We start from the raw sequence: 16,945 nt of genomic DNA, 5'->3' as shown, positions 1-16,945 counted from the left end.
ACTTCAGCCGCGCGGGGCGATCCGCCAGATGGTGTTGGACAGGTCGTCGGCGACCAGCAGGATGCGCTTGTTCTGGTCGAACGACACGCCTACCGGACGACCGCGCGCCTCGCCGTCCTTCAGGAAGCCGGTTGCGAAATCGATCGGCTGGCCGCTGGGTCGACCATTGTTGAACGGCACGAACACGACCTTGTAGCCGGAGGGATCCTGCCGGTTCCAGCTGCCGTGCATGCCGATGAAGGCGCCATTGGCGAACGGCCCGCCGAAGCCGCCGTTGCGCGCGAAGTCCAGGCCCAGCGCCGCCACGTGCGAACCCAGAGCGTAGTCGGGCTTGAGGGCGCGCGCCGCCAGATCCGGCTTTTGCGGCATCACGCGCGGGTCCAGGTTCTGGCCCCAATAGCTGTAGGGCCAGCCGTAGAAGGCGCCGTCCCGCACCTGGGTCAGATAGTCGGGGACCAGTTGAGGACCCAGTTCGTCGCGCTCATTGACCACCGACCACAACAGGCTGGTGCCCGGTTCGATGGCCAGGGCGGTCGGATTGCGGATGCCGGTCGCGATGGTGCGCCGCGCGCCGGTCGCGCGGTCGATCTCCCACACCACGGCGCGTTCCTCCTCGACCTCCATACCCCGCTCGCCGATGTTTGAGTTGGAGCCTATGCCGACATACAGTTTGGTCCCGTCCGCACTGGCCGTCAGGGACTTGGTCCAGTGGTGGTTCACCCGCGACGGCAGTTCGGTGACCCGTTCGGGCGGCGTCGCGATGCCGGTCTGACCGGGCTGGAATGGGAAGCGGACCAGGGCGTCCTGTTCGGCGACATAGAGATAGCCGTCCACCCAGGCCAGGCCGTAGGGGGCGTTCAGATTCTCGACCAGAACGGTGCGCAGTTCCGGCACGCCGTCGTTGTTGGCGTCGCGCAACAGGGTGATGCGGTTTCCGCCGTCGATCTTGGTGTTGCCCTGTTTCTTGATGACGCCGGCGATCACATCCTTGGGCCGAACGGCCGGCGCCCCGCCGCCGCGGCCTTCGGCGACCAGAACGTCGCCGTTGGGCAGCACCAGCATCTGGCGCGGAATCTTCAGGTCGGTGGCGAAGGCGTTGATGGTGAAGCCTTCGGGCACGCTCGGCGTCTCGCCGTTCCAGGCGGTCGGGGGGCTGATCTTCATCGCCGGAACCAGGGTCTGGTTGATCCGGGGCAGATCGGGCGTCGCGCCCTGCTGGTTCAGCTTGGGATCGCTGGAGGATCCGCATGACGCCACCGTCAGGGCCATGGCCAGGGTCGCGGCGCTGGCAGCCAGGAGGTTCTTGTTCATCGGACGATCTCCCGCGCGGCATAGGCGGTCCAGCCGGCGACCAGGACCAGCAGCGTGCAAAGAAGCGACAGGATCAGGCCGAAGGCGCCGACCGAACTCCAAGCGTCCTGGCTGTGTTTGAAGGCGTTCATCAGGCCCAGGATCCAGGCCAGCGCCAGGCTGACGACGTGGATGATCCGCCAGTTCGACCGTCCATGACGCAGAGACAGCACCAGGTCGACGATCGAAAACACGCCCGCAACCCCGCCGAACACCAGCGCCAGCGCGATCGACCAAGCCGAGAAGTTCGACCACTGCATCTCCGCCGTCCGCAGATAGGCGATGTCGGTGAACAGGGCGAAGGTGAACAGGGCGATCGGAAACGCCAGCAACAGCCTGTGCAGCGGCCGGATCACCGCCCCGGAAATCTCGTGGGTGTTCATCCCTGCCCTCTTCCTGTCTCAGAAAAGGCTAACAATCCTGCCGCGAAATGGTTCACCGCCCGCCCGCGCCGACCGTGCGTCATCGCGCTGCACGACCCCTCACGGCTCCAGCTCGATGTCCCAGTACAGATAGTCGAGCCAACTCTGGTGCAGATAGTGGGGCGGGAAGCGGCGGCCGGCGTCCTGGAGCTGCCAGGCATTGGGGCGATAGGGCTCGCGGCGGATCGGCATCATGGCCTGGCGCGGCGTGCGGCCGCCCTTGGCCAGGTTGCAGGGGCTGCAGGCGGCGACGATATTGTCCCAGGTCGTGCGGCCGCCCTGGGAACGGGGGACGACATGGTCGAAGGTCAGTTCGGTTGACTGTCCGCAGTACTGACAGGCGAAACCGTCGCGCAGAAAGACGTTGAAACGGGTGAAGGCCGGGCTGCGATCCTGATCGACATAGGATTTCAGCGCGATCACGCTGGGCAGCTGCATCTCCATCGAAGGAGAGCGCACGACCTTGTCGTACAGAGACACGACATCGACGCGGTCCTGATAGACCGCCTTGACCGCCTCCTCCCACGGCCAGAGCGACAGGGGGTAGTAGGACAGAGGCCGGAAATCGGCGTTCAGGACCAGGGCCGGAAAGCCTGAGGGTGGTCGATGGAGAACCTGCATCAGGCCCTCCCGCGCGGACGGGGGGATTTTGAGGCGACAGAGGTGAGGACACGTCTCCTTCCCTAGTCTTACGTCGTTAGCCTACGCGTGATTCCCGTTCATCGCCATGACCGACGTGCAGCGTTTTCGTGACGCCGCGCTTCAGCCGCGCGCGGCGTGCGTCGGGAACCCCGGCAGGGTCCACCCCCACCGCAGGGCCGCCGCCCGCAACAGGAAGCCGCACAGGGCGGCGGCGATCGCGGCGGGCCACACGCCGACGCCCGGCGCCCGCAGCGCCATATAGACGGTCGCCGCCAATATGGCCGCCGTGACGTTGATCTCTCGCCGCAGCAGAATGGAGGGCTGGCCCGCTAGGGTGTCGCGCACCACCCCGCCGAAACACGCGGTCAGCACGCCCATGACGATGCAGATCAGGGCGGGCGCGCCCGCCGCCTCGGCCTTGGCCGCCCCCATGACGCCATAGGCCGCAAGGCCGGTCGCATCCAGCCAAAGCAGCGCGCGGAAACGCCAGTCGCGCTGGCCCACCAGCCACAAGGCCGTCGAGGCGAACAGGCAGACGGCCAGATAGCGCCAGTCCTGAACCCAGAACACCGGCAGGCCCAGCAACAGGTCGCGCAACGTCCCGCCCCCGACCCCGGTGATGGCGCCGAAGAAGGCGAAGGTGACGACGTCGTGCTTTTCGCGCGCGGCGGCCAGGGCGCCGGTGGCGGCGAAGACGGCCACGCCCGCGAAATCCAGCGCCGTGAGCACGGTCTGCGGATTGCGAAGCGGTTCGGTCAGGACGGGATCAAGCGGGGTCATTGCGGCGCATCCAGCACGATCTCGCCGCGCTTGACGCCCGTGTACCAAGCCCACAGCAGATGGGTCGCCACCGCGCGATAGGGCCGCCAGACCTCGGCGCGGGCGTAGGCCGCCTTCTGATCGGGCCGGACCTCGGCGCCGTCGGCCCAGCGGATCGCCTCCTGCAGGGCCACATCCCCGCCCGGAAACACGTCCAGCCGCCCCTCGCACATCAGCAGATAGGCCTCGGCCGTCCACAGCCCGACCCCCTTCAGCGCGGTCAGGGCCGCGATGGCCGCCGCGTCGTCCAGGTTGGACAGATGCTCCAGGTCGATCTCGCCGGCCATCTGGGCGCGGGCCATGCCCTGACCATAGGTCGCCTTCTGGCGCGACAGACCCATGGCGCGCAACTGATCCAGGTCATGGGCCAACAGGCGTTCGGGGGTGATCTCGCCCATCCCTTCGCGCAGCCGCGCCCAGACCGAGGCGGCCGAAGCCACCGACACCTGCTGCTCCACGATCATGCGGAACAGGCCCTCGAACCCGCCGACCCGCAGCCGCCATTCGAACGGCGGCGTCCGGGCGTGCACCTGCGCCAGGGCGGGATCGGCGGCGACCAGCGCCTCGCGCGCGGCGGCGATGTCATCGGGCGTGGGTTGAAGCGGCATGACCTACCTATGACGCGACAGCGCGCTCATGGAAATGCGGGCGATGGCGGATTTCGGCTGGCGACAGAGCGCACCAATAACTATTATTGGTCGCTGCATCGAGGAGATCGCCATGACCATGACCGTCGAACTGGGCGCCTTGGAACAGGTGGTGGACCGACTGGTCCGCGACGGACGCTATGGCTCCAAGAGCGAAGTGCTGCGCACCGGCGTTCGTCTGGTTCAGGAGCATGAGGCGCGGCTGGCGGTGCTGTTGGGCAAGCTGGAAGAGGGGATCGCCGACGCCGACGCCGGCCGGTTGACGCCCCTCGAAGACGCCCGCGCGGCGTTTGAGGCGCGCTGGGCAGCCGAAGGCGAATGAGGGTTCGGCTCGCCGACGCCGCCCTGCGCGACCTGACCGCCATCGAGACCCATGTCGCTTTGGACAACCCGAACGCGGCGCGGCGATTGGTCAGAACGCTTTTCGAACGGTGCGAAACTCTCGCCCGAAATTCCCGGCGCTATCCAGAGGCCGGCATCGCCGATCTGCGAAAGCGCCCAGAAGGCGCCTATCTGATTTTCTACAGGGTGGCGGGCGAGGTCGAAGTCGTCCGCATTCTTCATGCGGCCCGCGACTGGACGCAACTGCTGGCGTCGAGCGACGACTGAGCCGTGTTCGCCACCCGTTTCGCCCCCTCTCCCACCGGCCGTCTGCACAGGGGCCATGCCTATTCGGCCCTGACCGCCTGGTCGGCGGCGAAGGCGGCCGGCGGGCGGTTTCTGCTGCGGATCGAGGACATCGATCCGACCCGCTGCCGGCCCGAATACGAGGCCGGGATTCTGGAGGACCTGGCCTGGCTGGGGCTGGACTGGGAGACGCCGGTCCGGCGGCAATCCGATTATCTGGGCGACTACGCCGCCGTGATCGAACGCCTACGGGCGCGCGGATTGCTCTATCGCTGCTTTCGCACGCGCAAGGCTATCCTGAACGCCATTGGCGACGCGCCGCACGGGGCGATGGAGGCGGTGCGGCCCGGCCCTCATCCCGCGGACGAAGAGGCGCGACTGCTGGCCTCGGGCGCGGCCTTCGCCTGGCGGCTGTCGCTGGACCGGGCGCGCGAGGCGCTGGGAGAGGCGGTCTGGCAGGGGATGACATTCGTCGAAGAGGGCGAAGGCCCCGACGGCGAGACCGGCGTCCTGCCCGTCGATCCGATGGCGGCGGGCGACGTGGTGCTGGCGCGAAAGGATACGGGCGTCGCCTATCATCTGGCCGTGACCCATGACGACGCCCTGCAGGGCGTGACCCATGTGATCCGGGGTCAGGACCTGTTCGCGGCGACCCATGTGCAGCGGCTGATCCAGACGCTGATGGGATGGCCCGCCCCGACCTATCGCCATCATCGGCTGCTGGCGGGACCGGACGGGCGGCGCTACGCCAAGCGGGACCGCTCGGTCACTCTGGCCGAACTGCGGGCCGGCGGATTGACGGCCGAAGCCTTGCGCGACGAACTGGGCTTCAGCTGCGGCGGCTGAAGATGCGCGAGGCGCCATAACCGGTCAGGGCCGCCAGCACGACGCACAGCACCCCGTAAAGCCACGGCCGCCGATGGGCGAACTCATAGATGTCGCGCTCCAGCCCCACCTTCTCGACCGTCAGCGTCAGGTTGGAGACCGACTGCGGCTCGCCGTCCTGGAACAGCCAGACCTCGGCGTAGTATTTGCCCGTGGGCGCGACGGTCGGCAGTTTGACCTCGGCGCGGAACAGCCCCTTGTCCACGAACTCGACCCCCTGGGAATCGGTGTCATAGAGGGCGGCGGCCTCCTTCAGCCGGATCACGGCGCGGCGCCAGTCCAGATAGTCGTCGCCCAGACGGCTGACCACCACATCGCGCACGCCGTAGCGCGAGACTGTGCGACTTTCCTGCGGCGCGTCGATGCGCAGGTGGTCGACACCGACGCCCAGACGACGCAACTGGCCGAAGTCGGCGATGTCGCTGAGCGGACGGGTCGAGGCGGTCATGTAGAAGCCGGGCGCCCCCTCGAACAGCACCGGCCGGCTGTTCAGCCAGACGCCCGAGGTGCGCGTCTTCTTGACCAGACGAATCGGGGCGTCCGGCCCGCGCACCACAACGACCACATCGGTCGGATCGGGGGTTGGGTTGAACACGGCGCCGTAAAGAACGATGGACGCGCCCCGAAAGCCGGAATCGACATGGACCTGGGCGTCGGTCAGGGCGGCGGCGACACGCAGGGCGCCGGTGGTCGCCTCCGAGCGGTCGGAGGCGGGTGCGACGACGGCGGCCGGGACCGAGGCGGGCGGCGGCAGGGCCTGGATCATTCCGGTATCCCCGGCGCCAGCATGAAGATGTCGGCCGGCCGCACGAACAGCTCCAGTCCCATCTGTATTCCGACCAGCAGCACGATCAGCCCCAGAGCCGCCCTCAGTTCCTCGGCGCGGAACCGGCCGGCGAATCGGGCGCCGATCTGAGCCCCGACCACCCCGCCCAGCAGCAGGATTGTGGACAGGACGATATCGACCGTCTGGTTGCGCCCGGCCTGCAGGATGGTGGTGATGGCGGTGGTGATGATGATCTGAAACAGGCTGGTGCCCACCACCGCGCCCGCCCGCATCCTGAGGATATACAGCATGGCCGGCACCAGGATGAAGCCGCCCCCCACCCCCATGATGGCCGACAGCACCCCGGCGAAGACGCCCAGGCCGAACGGCGGCAGGGCGCTGATATACAGGCCCGACTTGGGGAATTTCATCCGCAGCGGCAGGCCGTAAAGCCACATGGGCCGACGACGTTCCTTGCGCGGCGCCGCCACGCCCCGACGACGACGCAGAATCTCCGTCAGGCTCTCGTTCAGCATCAGACAGCCGATGGCGCCCAGGAAGACCAGATAGGACAGGGCCACGACCAGATCGGCCTGGCCCAGCAGGCGCAGGTAGCGGAACAGCTCCACACCGGCCAGGGCGCCGACCGCCCCCCCGGTCGCCATCACCGTCCCCATCTTGAAATCGACCGCGCCCTGCCCGGCGTAGCGGATCACGCCCGAGGTCGAGGAGGCCACGACGTGGCTGGCCTGGCTGGCCACGGCCACGGTCGGGGGGATCCCCAGGAACACCAGGATCGGCGCCATCAGGAAGCCGCCGCCGATGCCGAACAGGCCCGAGACGAACCCGACCACCGCCCCCAGGATCACCAGGGTCGGCCAGTTCACCGAAACCTCGGCGATCGGCAGATAGATGTCCAAAGGACGGGCCTTCGGCTGGAGCGGTTACAGGTTCGCCGTCAGGCGGGGCGGAGGCGGTGTCTTAGCCCGAAGCCTGCGACGCTGTCTGCGGCGCAGGCCGGGTTTGGGCCACAAAAGCATCGGCGGCGGTGCGGGCGGCGCGCTGATCCACAGCGCTGGCCTGCGGGCGCAACCGTGTCACGGCGGCCTGGGCCTCTGAATCCCCGCCACGCGCGGCGATCATGTACCACTTCAGCGCCTCGGTCGGGTTCTTGGCGACGCCGTCGGCCCCGGTCTCATAGATGCGGGCGACGTTGTACTGGCTGTCGGGCAGACCGCCCTGGGCCGCCTTCAGCAGCCACGACAGGGCCTCGGACTGATTGGTCGCGCCGCCGTCGCCTTCATAAAGCTGCATCCCATACAGATGCATCCCGCGCGGATCGCCGCCCTCGGCCGCGCGGCGGCCCCACTGGCGGCTCTTGGCGGGATCGGCCGGCACCCCGGCGGCGCCGTCCAGATACAGCTGGCCCAGATAGGTCTGGGCCGGGGCGTAACCCAGGTCGGCGGCGCGGTTCATGCCCGCCAGACCCGACATGTCGCCGCCGTCCAGCTTGCCGATCGCGGCCTCGTAGTCGGCGGCGCCCGGGCCCGCGATGTCGAAGGCGGCGCGCGGTCCGGTCGGCGTCACGGCCGAGGCGGCCAGCGGCGTCGCCGGCGTCTTCTGATCGCCCGCCGTCGCCGATCCCCCGCCCAGGTTGGGCAGTTCGAAACCGGGCGTCCCGCCGTCCGTCAGCGACAGATAGCCATAGACGCCCCCGGTCAGGGCGACGGCCGTGACCGAGGCCAGGAAGGTCTTCTTGACGGTGGAGCCGTCGCGGGCCGCCTGTCGGTCCAGCCGCTCCTGCAGCTTGGACTTGCCGCCGCGCTTCAGGCCGAAGCCCTGACGCGGCGCCGGTTCCGGCTCGGCTGGAGCGGTGATGGCGGCGCGGGCGGCGTCGATGGTGGAGCGGGTCGAGGCGGCGCGTCCGGCCGCGGCCGCCGCACCCATGCTGGCGCGCAGCTGGCGCGGATCAACGAACTCGGTCTCGGCGCCGAAATCGTCATCGTCGACGTCCAGCCCCGTCGTTGGGCGGAGCTCCGGCGCGGTCGGCGAAGCGGAGAACCCGGGCGAGGTCGCCTCCAGCGCATCGTCCACATCGGCGCCGCCAAAGCCGCTGAACGGCTGGATGACGGGTTCGCTCTCGGCGACCGGAGCCTCGACCGCTTCGGCTTCAGCCTTGGGCTCCAGGAACATGCTCGCCGGGAAGGGCGCGGCGTCGGCGACGGCCGGGGTCACCGGATCGCTGGACCAGTCGCCCGATTCGACGAAGGTCTCATCGGGAAAGGCGGCGGCGCGCCAGTCGCTTTCGATAGCCGCGGACTGGATCGGCGCAGGCGCCGCCCGTTCGGCTGTGGCGCGCGACTGGGCGCTGTCCAGCGGCTTGTCGCGGATCGGCGTCGGTCCGCGAGTCTCGATGCTTTCGCGCGCTTCGGCCAGCAGGCGGGCGGTGCGCTCCTCGCTCATCCGCATCCGCTCGGCCAGTTCGCCCGAGGCGCGGTCGTAGCGCTGCTCGATCTTGTCCGAGCTTTCCGACAGGCGACGGCCGATGTCTTCCAGCGCCTGCTGGGAACGCCGTTCGGACTGGGCGATGCGATCGCTCAGCTGGTCCGAGATGCGGGTGATCTCGCCGCCCAGCTTCTCCAGCGCCAGGGCGTGGCGGTCGTCGCTGGCCGTCAGCCGCTGATCGACGCGGTCCAGATGGCGGGCGAAATCCTGATCCAGGCGGGCGGCGCGGCGCGCGACCTCGGTCTCGATGTTCTGGCCGACCGCATCGGTCACGGCGCGGCCGATCACGTCGGCGCGGCCTGCGGCGTCGCCCTCCACCTTCTGAACGCGGGCGCTCAGATTGCGGGCGATGCGCATGACCTCGCGGCCCATGGCCTCCAGGCCCACGGCCGACTTCTGTTCCGAGACCTTCAACTGATCGCCCACGGCCTGGACCGCGCGTTCGATGCGGTCGATCCGCGCGCCGGTCTCGGCGGCGTCCAGCCGCTGCATCATTTCGGCGCGGTTGGTCTCGATCTGGCGCGACAGGCTTTCAGCCAGCTTCTCGAAACGGGCGGCGTCGCGCGCGCCTTCCGGTTCGACCCGGCTCTCGGCCGTCCGCATCCGCAGGTCCAGCTCGGCGAACGAGCGTTCCAGCGTCTTCAAGGCGTCGGTCGTACGGTTCTGAGCCGCATCAAGACGCGCCCCGACCTGGGCCATCAGTTCCGAGCCGACGCCGGGACCGGCGGCCTTTTCGACCGCCTCCATCCGTTCGCGCAGGTCGTTGACGCCCAGGCGCTGGCGCTCCTCGATCTCGTACAGCCGCCCCGACAGGGCGCCCAACGCGGTCTCGACCTTGGCGAAGCCCTCCTGCGTCACCGGGCCGGTGTCGCGTTCGAAGGCGCGCAGGCGGCGATGGCCCTCGCGCAGTTCCTCGGCGATGTCGTCGATGCGGCGGGCGTGGCCTTGGGTTTCGACGTCCTGGCCGTCCAGACGGCGCATCAGGCCGGCGACGGCCTGGTCCACGCCCTGAATGGCGGCGGTCGAACGGCGCTCGGCGGCTTCCAGCCGCGCGGCGATCACGTCGATGGAGGCGCTGATGCGATGACCGTCGGGTTCGGGAAAATCATAGGCGTCGTCCAGACGGCGGCTGCGGCTGCGGCGCTCATAGCTGTCGGCGGCGCCGCCGCGACGCGGCAGGGTGGCGTAGCCCTCGTCCTCGTCTTCCATGATCATGGAGTTGAGCCACTCGCCCAGCGTCATGCCGGAACGACGCGCGAGATCCTTGGCGACTTCTCGCGCCTTCAGATCAATCCCCTTAACGCTCCACGGCGCCGCTGCGCTCACTGATTCGTCTCCCGGCCCATGCGACGAAGGCTATACCGTCAATATCGAGGGTGTAAACTGATGGTTAACCGCAATATCTAGCAGCGGTCCGCCAATCCTGTGGACAGGGCCGCAAGAGTCTCGGATTACTGAAACATCAGGGTTAATCCATGGTGAAGATTAACCTCCGGGCAAGGGTTTCGCTTGCCAAGCGCGGCGGCTTTCGCCACCTGCGAAATCATGAGCCTGACCGTCACCGTCATCCTGCTGGGCCTGGCCCTGGCCGTCATGGTCTTCACCGGCTGGCGCGGCGCCCTGCCCCCCGATCCGATGAAGGGGCCGCGCCTGATGCCGTGGCGGTTCCTGATGATCGGGGCCGCCGCCGCGGCCCTGTTGCTGCTGATCCATCTGGCGACTCTGTTCGGGGCCGAGCGGCCGCCGTGGATTCCCGGCCGCTGACCCGGGAAGCTGGACCTTAGGAACCCGACATACGCCGGACGGTTGATGGTGCGACACATCAACGGAGACGCCGCATGAGCGACCAACTGACCCCTGCCGAGGCCGAGAAGGAATTCTGGAAGAGCCTGAAGGAATCCAACACCGGCATGTTGGGCCTGGACCGCCCCGGCTATCACCACCAGCCGATGACCGGCTATGGCGAAGACGACACCGGCACGATCTGGTTCTTCACCCGCGACGACACCGACTTCGCCCGCGACGTCGCCTCGGGCGGTCAGAAGGGGATGTTCTGCTATCAGGCCAAGGACCAGAAGGTTCAGGCCTGCATCCACGGCGGCCTCAGCATCGATCAGGACCGTGCCCGGATCGACAAATACTGGAACCCCGTCGTTGCCGCCTGGTACCCGGACGGCAAGGACGACCCCCACCTGACCATGATCCGCTTCGACGCCGACGACGGCCGCGTCTGGGTCTCCGACAAGGGCGCCATCGGCTTCGCCTACGAAGTCCTCAAGGCCAATATGACCAAGTCCATCCCCGACGCCGGCGGCGTGTCGGACGTGAAACTATAAGCTGACGTCGAACGACCACAGTCCCAGCTTGACCACAATTCCGCCGTCTTGGGTTGCGCGATTTGCAATCCAGACAAGTCAGAAGGGTTATGTTGATGCTGGGACTGTTGACCGCCGCCGCCGCCGTCTGCGCGCCGCCGGAAGGCGTGACGGGTTTGCTGGATCGACCCGAGCGGGTCGTCATGATCGGCGAGTTGCATGGCACGGCGCAGGCGCCGCACGCAGTCGGCGAAATCGCCTGCGCCGCCGCGGAACGAGGGCCGGTCGTCGTCGCGCTTGAGCTTGAAGACACGCTTCAACCGACCCTCGACGCCTTCATCGCGGCGCCCGACCAAGCCTCGGCCTTGGCCACCTTGAACGGATCATCATTGACGAACCGCGCGGTGCAGGACGGCCGCACCAGTCAGGCGCTTCTGGACCTGCTGACCAGGGTGCGAGAGTTAAAGGCGGCAGGCCGCGACATCAGTTTGCATCTCTTCCAGCCGTCGAGCCTGGGTCGTGGCGACAGCTTGGATCAGGCTTGGTACGAGTTGAACATGGGGTTTCTGATAGGGCGCGCGCGCCAACTGCACCCAGACGCCCGCGTCATCGGTCTGGCGGGCAATATCCACGCCCGAAAGACACCGATTGATCGCTATCCCGATCTGGGCATGCCCGCCGCCGGTCACCTGCCCTCGCGGGAAACCATCAGCCTCAAGATCGCCCAGCAAGGCGGCGAAGCTTGGAACTGTTCCAATGATGCGTGCGGGGTCAATCCGTCTCACGCCAGCTATGATACGAATGCGCGCGGCGTGATCATGACGCCACCGGAAGACGGCGGCTACGACGGCGTTCTGGCGCTCGGGCCTTGGACCGCGTCTCCACCGCTTAATGTCGGACCCTGAGGCGCGATCAGCCGCCGAAGCACCAGGCCAGGACGGCCTTCTGGGCGTGGATGCGGTTTTCGGCCTCGTCCCAGACCAGCGAGCGCGGGCCGTCGATGACGGCGTCGGTGACTTCCTCGCCGCGGTGTGCGGGCAGGCAGTGCAGGAAGACGGCGTCGGGATCGGCAAGCTCCATCAGAGCCTCGTCCACCGAATAGGACTCGAACGCGGCCAGGCGCGCCTCATAATCCTGATCGCCCATCGAGACCCAGGTATCGGTGACGACGACATCGGCGCCCTTGACGGCCTCGCGGGGGTCGCTGGTCAGGGTGACGGCGTCGCCGCCCTTGGCCAGGTCGCGCAGGTCGGGATGATATTCCGCCGGGCAGGCGACATTCAGGTGGAAACCGAACTTGGGCGCCGCGTGCATGAAGCTGTGGCAGACATTGTTGCCGTCGCCGATCCAGGCGATGGTCTTGCCGGCGATCGGCCCGGAATGTTCCTCGATCGTCTGCAGGTCGGCCAGGATCTGGCACGGGTGCGAACGGTCGGTCAGGCCGTTGATGACCGGCACGGTCGAGACGCGGGCGAAGCGTTCGACATCCTCGTGGTCGTTGGCGCGGATCATCACCGCATCGACCATGCGCGACAGGACGCGGGCGGTGTCCTCGACCGGCTCGCCCCGGCCCAGCTGCATGTCCGAGGCCGTGGCGATGATCGAGGCGCCGCCCAGCTGACGGATTGCGGCGTCGAAGCTGAAGCGCGTGCGGGTCGAGTTCTTCTCGAAGATCATGGCCAGAACCCGATCCCGGCCCGGCGCATCGGCGTCGGCCCGCCCCTGTGGCCAACCCTTGCGGGCGGCCTTGCGGGCATGGGCGTCGTCCAGAATGGCGCGCAGGTCGGCCGCGTCGAGCCGATGGATGTCGAGGAAGTGCCGGACCATTGCCTAACTCCGCTCATCCCCGCGAAAGCGGGGACCTGGTGCTTTGGGCGACGGGCGCCCGTTATGAGGTTCATCCGCCGATCCAGCGTCCTTCGCGTGGAAAAACTGGGTCCCCGCCTTCGCGGGGATCAGCGGAGTTTGAGATCAGCCCGCCAGGTTTTCGCGCGCCGCCTCGCAGGCGCCTTCGAAACGGGCGATGGCCTCGCGCGCCTCTTCCAGCGTCAGGTTCAGCGGCGGCAGCAGGCGCACGCAGTTGTCGCCGCCGCCGGCGACCAGCAGCTGCTGCGTGTCGCGCGCCAGGGCCATGAACTCGCGATTGTTCGGGACCAGCTTGACCCCGATCAGCAGACCCTTGCCGCGCACGTCCACGATCACGTCGGGGAAGCGCGCCTGGAGCCCCGCCAACTGCTGCTTCAGATAGCCGGCGATCTCGGCGACATTGTTCAGCGTCTCGGGGCTGTTGATCAGCGACAGGGCCTTCTGACCCACCGCCATGGCCAGCGGATTGCCGCCGAAGGTGGAGCCATGGACGCCGACCGTCATGCCCTTGGCCGCCTTGGCCGAGGCCAGGCAGGCGCCGATGGGGAAGCCGCCGCCCAACGCCTTGGCCACCGCCATGATGTCCGGCGCCATGCCGGCCCATTCGTGCGCCCACAGCCTGCCGGTCCGGCCCATGCCGCACTGGACCTCGTCGAAGATCAGCAGCACGCCATTGGCGTCGGCCTGTTCGCGCATCCAGCGCAGGTCCTCGACCGGCGTCTCGCGGCAACCGCCCTCGCCCTGAACCGGCTCAAGGATCACGGCCGCCGTGGTCGGATTCTCGAAGGCGGCCTTCAGCGCCTCCTTGTCGCCCCAGGTCAGCTGGTGAAAGCCCTGCATCGGCGGGCCGAAGCCCTCGGTATAGCTGGGGTTGGCGGCGGCGTTGATGGCGCCATAGGTCCGGCCGTGGAACGAGCCGTCGAAGCCGTAGATGTCGATCCGCTCAGGCTGGCCGTTGGCCGAGTGATATTTGCGCGCCGTCTTCAGCGCGCACTCGACCGCTTCCGTGCCCGAGTTGGTGAAGAAGACCACGTCGGCGAAGCTGCTGGCGCACAGGGCGTCGGCCAGGGCTTCCTGCCCCGGAATGCGGAAGATGTTGGACACATGCCACAGCTTCTCGGCCTGATCCTTGACCGCCTGGACCAGTTCGGGGTGGGCGTGGCCCAGGCCGTTGGTCGAGATGCCGGCGACGCAATCGAGATATTCGGTCCCGTCGGTCGCCCACAGACGCGCGCCTCGGCCGCGTTCCACTTCCAGCGGCGCGCGATTGTAGACACCCATCAGATGTTCAGTGGACACGGGACCAAGACCTCCAAAAGCGAGACGGCCCCGGCGCGAGCGCGACGGAGCCGGATTGATACGGACAGGCGTTGTCGGATGAGCGACGGTGTTAGTCAACACCGGCGCCGAGGACGCCCCTTCGGTCAAGATCATCGACGAGAGTTCGCAGGTCCTGCGCCTGCTCATCCGTAAGCAGCCGTTTGGGCAGGACCGGATTATGACCCGGCAGCACAAGGAAGACGAAGCGATCCCGCTCTTCCTTCATGGCCTTGATCGCCTTCCAGTCGGTCCGGTTGGCCTGAAGAGGCGTATCGAAGGTCAATCCTGCTTCCGAAATGGACCATCGCCAATCCAGACTTCCGGCAGGCGCCGCCATCGTCGCCTTGGCGTTCACCCATGCGGACAAACGATAAGACGCGGCCCAGACGAGAAATGTGCCCGCGAAGAAAACGAACAGCAGGCCTGGCGGATAGGCGTCGCCGTTCGGTCCCAGCGCCACCAGCCCGAACACCAGAAACCCCACGAAGCCGATGTAAAGCGGCACACAGGCGACCCAATGCAAAGCGCCCCATCCAGACTGAAGCGGGCGCAACTCCTTTGCCGTCGGCCTTACGGCCTCGACGACAATCATCAGTCTTCGCCACCCGGCGCCGGCGCGGTTTCGGCGGCGACGGCGTCGGCCTGGGCCTGGTTCTCGACCAGCCGCTTGTCCAGGGCCAGGCCCAGGTCGGCGATGAACAGGCCGAACCGGGCGACGTCCACGCCCTTCAGATACGACAGCCTGTCTTCGGTCGAGTGGATGCGTTGGAACACCGGCGGGACGAAGCCCTCCTTCAGGCCGTTGTTCTCGCCGCCGTTAAAGGCCAGCCACATCTGGTGGGCGCCGATCGCATCCTGGGTTCCCAGCGACACCACCGGCACGCCGGCGGCCGAGAAGGCGCGGTCGTCGCTGGGCGGATAGGTCGGATAGGGCATGCAGTCGAAGTTACGCTCGGCGCACAGGCTGCGCAGCGTCTCCAGCACGAAGCGCGACTGCTCGCCGTTGTTCTCGCCGTACATGACGGTCTGGCCATAGGCGGCGACATCGGCGTTGACGACGGCGGCGATGCGGTCCTTGCCGTGGCTGGCTAGGAAGGCCTTGGCGCCCAGCAGGCCCAGTTCCTCCTGGTCGGTGAAGACGAAGACGAAGCGGTGGGCGACCGGCTGACCCTCCAGCGCCATGTCCAGCGTCTTGGCCGCCTCCATCATCGCCATGACCGAACCGACGTTGTCGACGATGCCCTGCGACAGGGTTCCGTCACGCAGTTTGACCGCGTCATAGTGGGCGGTCATCACGATGTCCTTGTCGCCCTGGCCCACGGTGACGACGACGTTGGAGCCCTGCATGGGTCCGCTGGCGCGATTGCCGCCCTCGAAGGTCTGAACCTCGGGCGTGAAGCCCAGGGTGGTCAGGAAGCCGACCAGGACCTGGGTCCGTTCGGCGTTCGTCGGCTTGATGAACTGGGCGGCGCCGGCGGCGATGTCGGGTCGGTCGCCGGCCTGGGGCGTGGCTTCCTGGGCGAAGGCGGGGCCAGAAACAGGGGCGGCGGCCAACAGGGCCGCGGCGGCGACGAGCGAACGGAACAGCATGACGGACCTTTCCGGGGAGGAGCGATCCGCAACAGGTAGCGATCTAGCTCTTCAGACGCCACCCCGAGCGGAACACCAGCCAGCAGACCGCGCCCAGGGCGATCATCAGCACCGCCGAACCGATCACCCCCACCGTCAGATCGCTCTCGGCGTGACCGATGAAGCCATAGCGGAAGCCGTCGATCAGATAGAAGAAGGGGTTGAAATGGCTGATCGCGCGGAACGGTTCGGGCAGGTTGTCGACCAGATAGAAGGTGCCGGACAGGAAGGTCATCGGCATGACGATGAAGTTCTGGACCGCCGCCAGATGGTCGAACTTCTCGCTCCACAGCCCGGCCAGCACCCCGACCATGCCCATGATGAAGCTGGCCGCCAGGGCGAACCAGATCACCGCAAACAGGTTGGCGATATGCAGGGGGGCGAACGGCAGGACGCAGATCGCCGTGACCAGGCCGACCGCCAGCCCACGCGTCGCGGCGCCCAGCGTAAAGCCCAGCGTCAGCTCCAGCGGGCTGAGCGGCGGCGTCAGGAAGTCGGTCGCCGTGCCCATGATCTTGGCCTGGATCAGACTGGACGAGGCGTTGGCGAAGGCGTTGTTCAGCATGGCCATCATGATCAGGCCGGGCGCGACGAACAGGGCGAAGGGCGTGCCGTGCAGCGGGGGCCGCGCGTTCTGCAACGCCACCACGAAGACCAGCATATAGAGCAGGGTCGTCACCACCGGCGCGGCCACCGTCTGGGCCCCCACCTTCCAGAAGCGCCGCACCTCGCGCAGATACAGGGTCTGCACCCCGATCCAGTTGATCCCCGGATAGCGGCGCGGCTGCGGCAGGCCGGCGGGGCGGGTGGAGATCAAGGCGGGCGTATCGGTCATGGGCCGCCAGATGCGCTTTGAGGCCTTGCTTCGCAAGGGAGTGGCGGGTGGTTAGTGGCGAGCGCCGAGCAGGCGCGGGCGCTCGAAAGTGCGAACCACAGCGAACGGCGGGGTCAAAACCGGCGTCTCGCGCTCACCCCTTGCTCACTCGCCACTCGAAGCCGCCTTAACCTTAACGATGATTCAATATCTGGTTTCTGTGGACAGGATGATTCGCACATCTTGCGTCTCTTAACGGCTGGTTTACGATTAGTTGTAGGTCAAGACCCCGGAGGGGGCGCCTAGGCCTAGATATTGAATCCAAACTCGCTGGAGGG

At 67.6% G+C, this 16,945-nt stretch carries 19 protein-coding genes; 6 read left to right on the top strand and 13 right to left on the bottom strand.

What is annotated here, in order from left to right:
* Positions 1-3: 3 nt before the first annotated feature.
* From P0Y50_06470 to P0Y50_06450, 5 genes are all read right to left on the bottom strand, one after another.
* A complete protein-coding gene (locus P0Y50_06470) occupies positions 4-1,311 on the bottom strand; it encodes a sorbosone dehydrogenase family protein (protein ID WEK41248.1) in 1,308 nt (435 codons plus the stop codon).
* Positions 1,308-1,733 (bottom strand): hypothetical protein, encoded by a 426-nt coding sequence (locus P0Y50_06465; GenBank protein ID WEK41247.1) that lies wholly within the window; start codon positions 1,731-1,733, stop codon positions 1,308-1,310. Before P0Y50_06465 ends, P0Y50_06470 begins: the two co-directional genes overlap by 4 nt.
* A 99-nt stretch (positions 1,734-1,832) precedes the next feature.
* Entirely contained in the window at positions 1,833-2,393 is a 561-nt protein-coding gene (locus P0Y50_06460) for an HNH endonuclease (protein ID WEK41246.1), read from the bottom strand.
* A 141-nt stretch (positions 2,394-2,534) separates the two neighbouring features.
* The gene (locus tag P0Y50_06455) at positions 2,535-3,194 is read right to left on the bottom strand and encodes a trimeric intracellular cation channel family protein (protein ID WEK41245.1); all 660 of its coding nucleotides are present in this window, start codon (positions 3,192-3,194) and stop codon (positions 2,535-2,537) included.
* Positions 3,191-3,841, bottom strand: coding sequence for a DNA-3-methyladenine glycosylase 2 family protein (locus P0Y50_06450; GenBank protein WEK41244.1), 651 nt, complete (start codon positions 3,839-3,841; stop codon positions 3,191-3,193). Before P0Y50_06450 ends, P0Y50_06455 begins: the two co-directional genes overlap by 4 nt.
* A 112-nt stretch (positions 3,842-3,953) precedes the next feature.
* Between P0Y50_06450 and P0Y50_06445 the strand changes: the two genes are divergently transcribed.
* The 3 genes from P0Y50_06445 to gluQRS are packed head-to-tail and all read left to right on the top strand — an operon-like array spanning position 3,954 to position 5,353.
* Positions 3,954-4,202, top strand: coding sequence for a type II toxin-antitoxin system ParD family antitoxin (locus tag P0Y50_06445; GenBank protein ID WEK41243.1), 249 nt, complete (start codon positions 3,954-3,956; stop codon positions 4,200-4,202).
* The gene (locus P0Y50_06440) at positions 4,199-4,489 is read left to right on the top strand and encodes a type II toxin-antitoxin system RelE/ParE family toxin (GenBank protein ID WEK41242.1); all 291 of its coding nucleotides are present in this window, start codon (positions 4,199-4,201) and stop codon (positions 4,487-4,489) included. Before P0Y50_06445 ends, P0Y50_06440 begins: the two co-directional genes overlap by 4 nt.
* Before the next feature lie 3 nt (positions 4,490-4,492).
* Complete coding sequence (gene gluQRS, locus P0Y50_06435) at positions 4,493-5,353, top strand: tRNA glutamyl-Q(34) synthetase GluQRS (GenBank protein ID WEK41241.1); 861 nt, start codon at positions 4,493-4,495, stop codon at positions 5,351-5,353.
* Here gluQRS and P0Y50_06430 read toward each other — a convergent pair.
* The 3 genes from P0Y50_06430 to P0Y50_06420 all read right to left on the bottom strand — a co-directional run bounded on the left by P0Y50_06430 (position 5,337) and on the right by P0Y50_06420 (position 9,989).
* Complete coding sequence (locus P0Y50_06430) at positions 5,337-6,158, bottom strand: TIGR02186 family protein (GenBank protein WEK41240.1); 822 nt, start codon at positions 6,156-6,158, stop codon at positions 5,337-5,339. The genes gluQRS and P0Y50_06430 overlap by 17 nt on opposite strands.
* A complete protein-coding gene (locus P0Y50_06425) occupies positions 6,155-7,078 on the bottom strand; it encodes a sulfite exporter TauE/SafE family protein (GenBank protein WEK41239.1) in 924 nt (307 codons plus the stop codon). The genes P0Y50_06430 and P0Y50_06425 overlap by 4 nt, the downstream gene beginning before the upstream one ends.
* Positions 7,079-7,139: 61 nt before the next feature.
* A complete protein-coding gene (locus P0Y50_06420) occupies positions 7,140-9,989 on the bottom strand; it encodes a hypothetical protein (protein ID WEK41238.1) in 2,850 nt (949 codons plus the stop codon).
* 219 nt (positions 9,990-10,208) lie between these two features.
* Between P0Y50_06420 and P0Y50_06415 the strand changes: the two genes are divergently transcribed.
* The 3 genes from P0Y50_06415 to P0Y50_06405 all read left to right on the top strand — a co-directional run bounded on the left by P0Y50_06415 (position 10,209) and on the right by P0Y50_06405 (position 11,883).
* Positions 10,209-10,427 (top strand): hypothetical protein, encoded by a 219-nt coding sequence (locus P0Y50_06415; protein ID WEK41237.1) that lies wholly within the window; start codon positions 10,209-10,211, stop codon positions 10,425-10,427.
* A gap of 74 nt (positions 10,428-10,501) precedes the next feature.
* A complete protein-coding gene (locus P0Y50_06410) occupies positions 10,502-10,999 on the top strand; it encodes a pyridoxamine 5'-phosphate oxidase family protein (GenBank protein ID WEK41236.1) in 498 nt (165 codons plus the stop codon).
* A 95-nt stretch (positions 11,000-11,094) separates the two neighbouring features.
* A complete protein-coding gene (locus P0Y50_06405; GenBank protein ID WEK41235.1) occupies positions 11,095-11,883 on the top strand; it encodes a hypothetical protein in 789 nt (262 codons plus the stop codon).
* A 7-nt stretch (positions 11,884-11,890) separates the two neighbouring features.
* Here the strand turns inward: P0Y50_06405 and argF are convergent, their stop codons facing one another.
* From argF to P0Y50_06380, 5 genes are all read right to left on the bottom strand, one after another.
* Entirely contained in the window at positions 11,891-12,805 is a 915-nt protein-coding gene (argF, locus tag P0Y50_06400) for an ornithine carbamoyltransferase (protein ID WEK41234.1), read from the bottom strand.
* Between the two features lie 144 nt (positions 12,806-12,949).
* A complete protein-coding gene (locus tag P0Y50_06395; GenBank protein ID WEK41233.1) occupies positions 12,950-14,143 on the bottom strand; it encodes an aspartate aminotransferase family protein in 1,194 nt (397 codons plus the stop codon).
* A gap of 91 nt (positions 14,144-14,234) precedes the next feature.
* A complete protein-coding gene (locus P0Y50_06390; GenBank protein WEK41232.1) occupies positions 14,235-14,756 on the bottom strand; it encodes a YcxB family protein in 522 nt (173 codons plus the stop codon).
* Positions 14,756-15,754: a M20/M25/M40 family metallo-hydrolase gene (locus P0Y50_06385; GenBank protein WEK41231.1), complete on the bottom strand. Its 999-nt coding sequence runs from the start codon at positions 15,752-15,754 to the stop codon at positions 14,756-14,758. Before P0Y50_06385 ends, P0Y50_06390 begins: the two co-directional genes overlap by 1 nt.
* A 43-nt stretch (positions 15,755-15,797) precedes the next feature.
* A complete protein-coding gene (locus P0Y50_06380; GenBank protein WEK41230.1) occupies positions 15,798-16,628 on the bottom strand; it encodes an ABC transporter permease in 831 nt (276 codons plus the stop codon).
* Positions 16,629-16,945 lie beyond the last annotated feature (317 nt).

This window comes from Candidatus Brevundimonas colombiensis (assembly GCA_029202665.1).
GTDB classification, from domain to species: domain Bacteria; phylum Pseudomonadota; class Alphaproteobacteria; order Caulobacterales; family Caulobacteraceae; genus Brevundimonas; species Brevundimonas colombiensis.
Note: the sequence above shows the minus strand (reverse complement) of the source record. Positions and strands in the feature narration are given on the sequence as shown.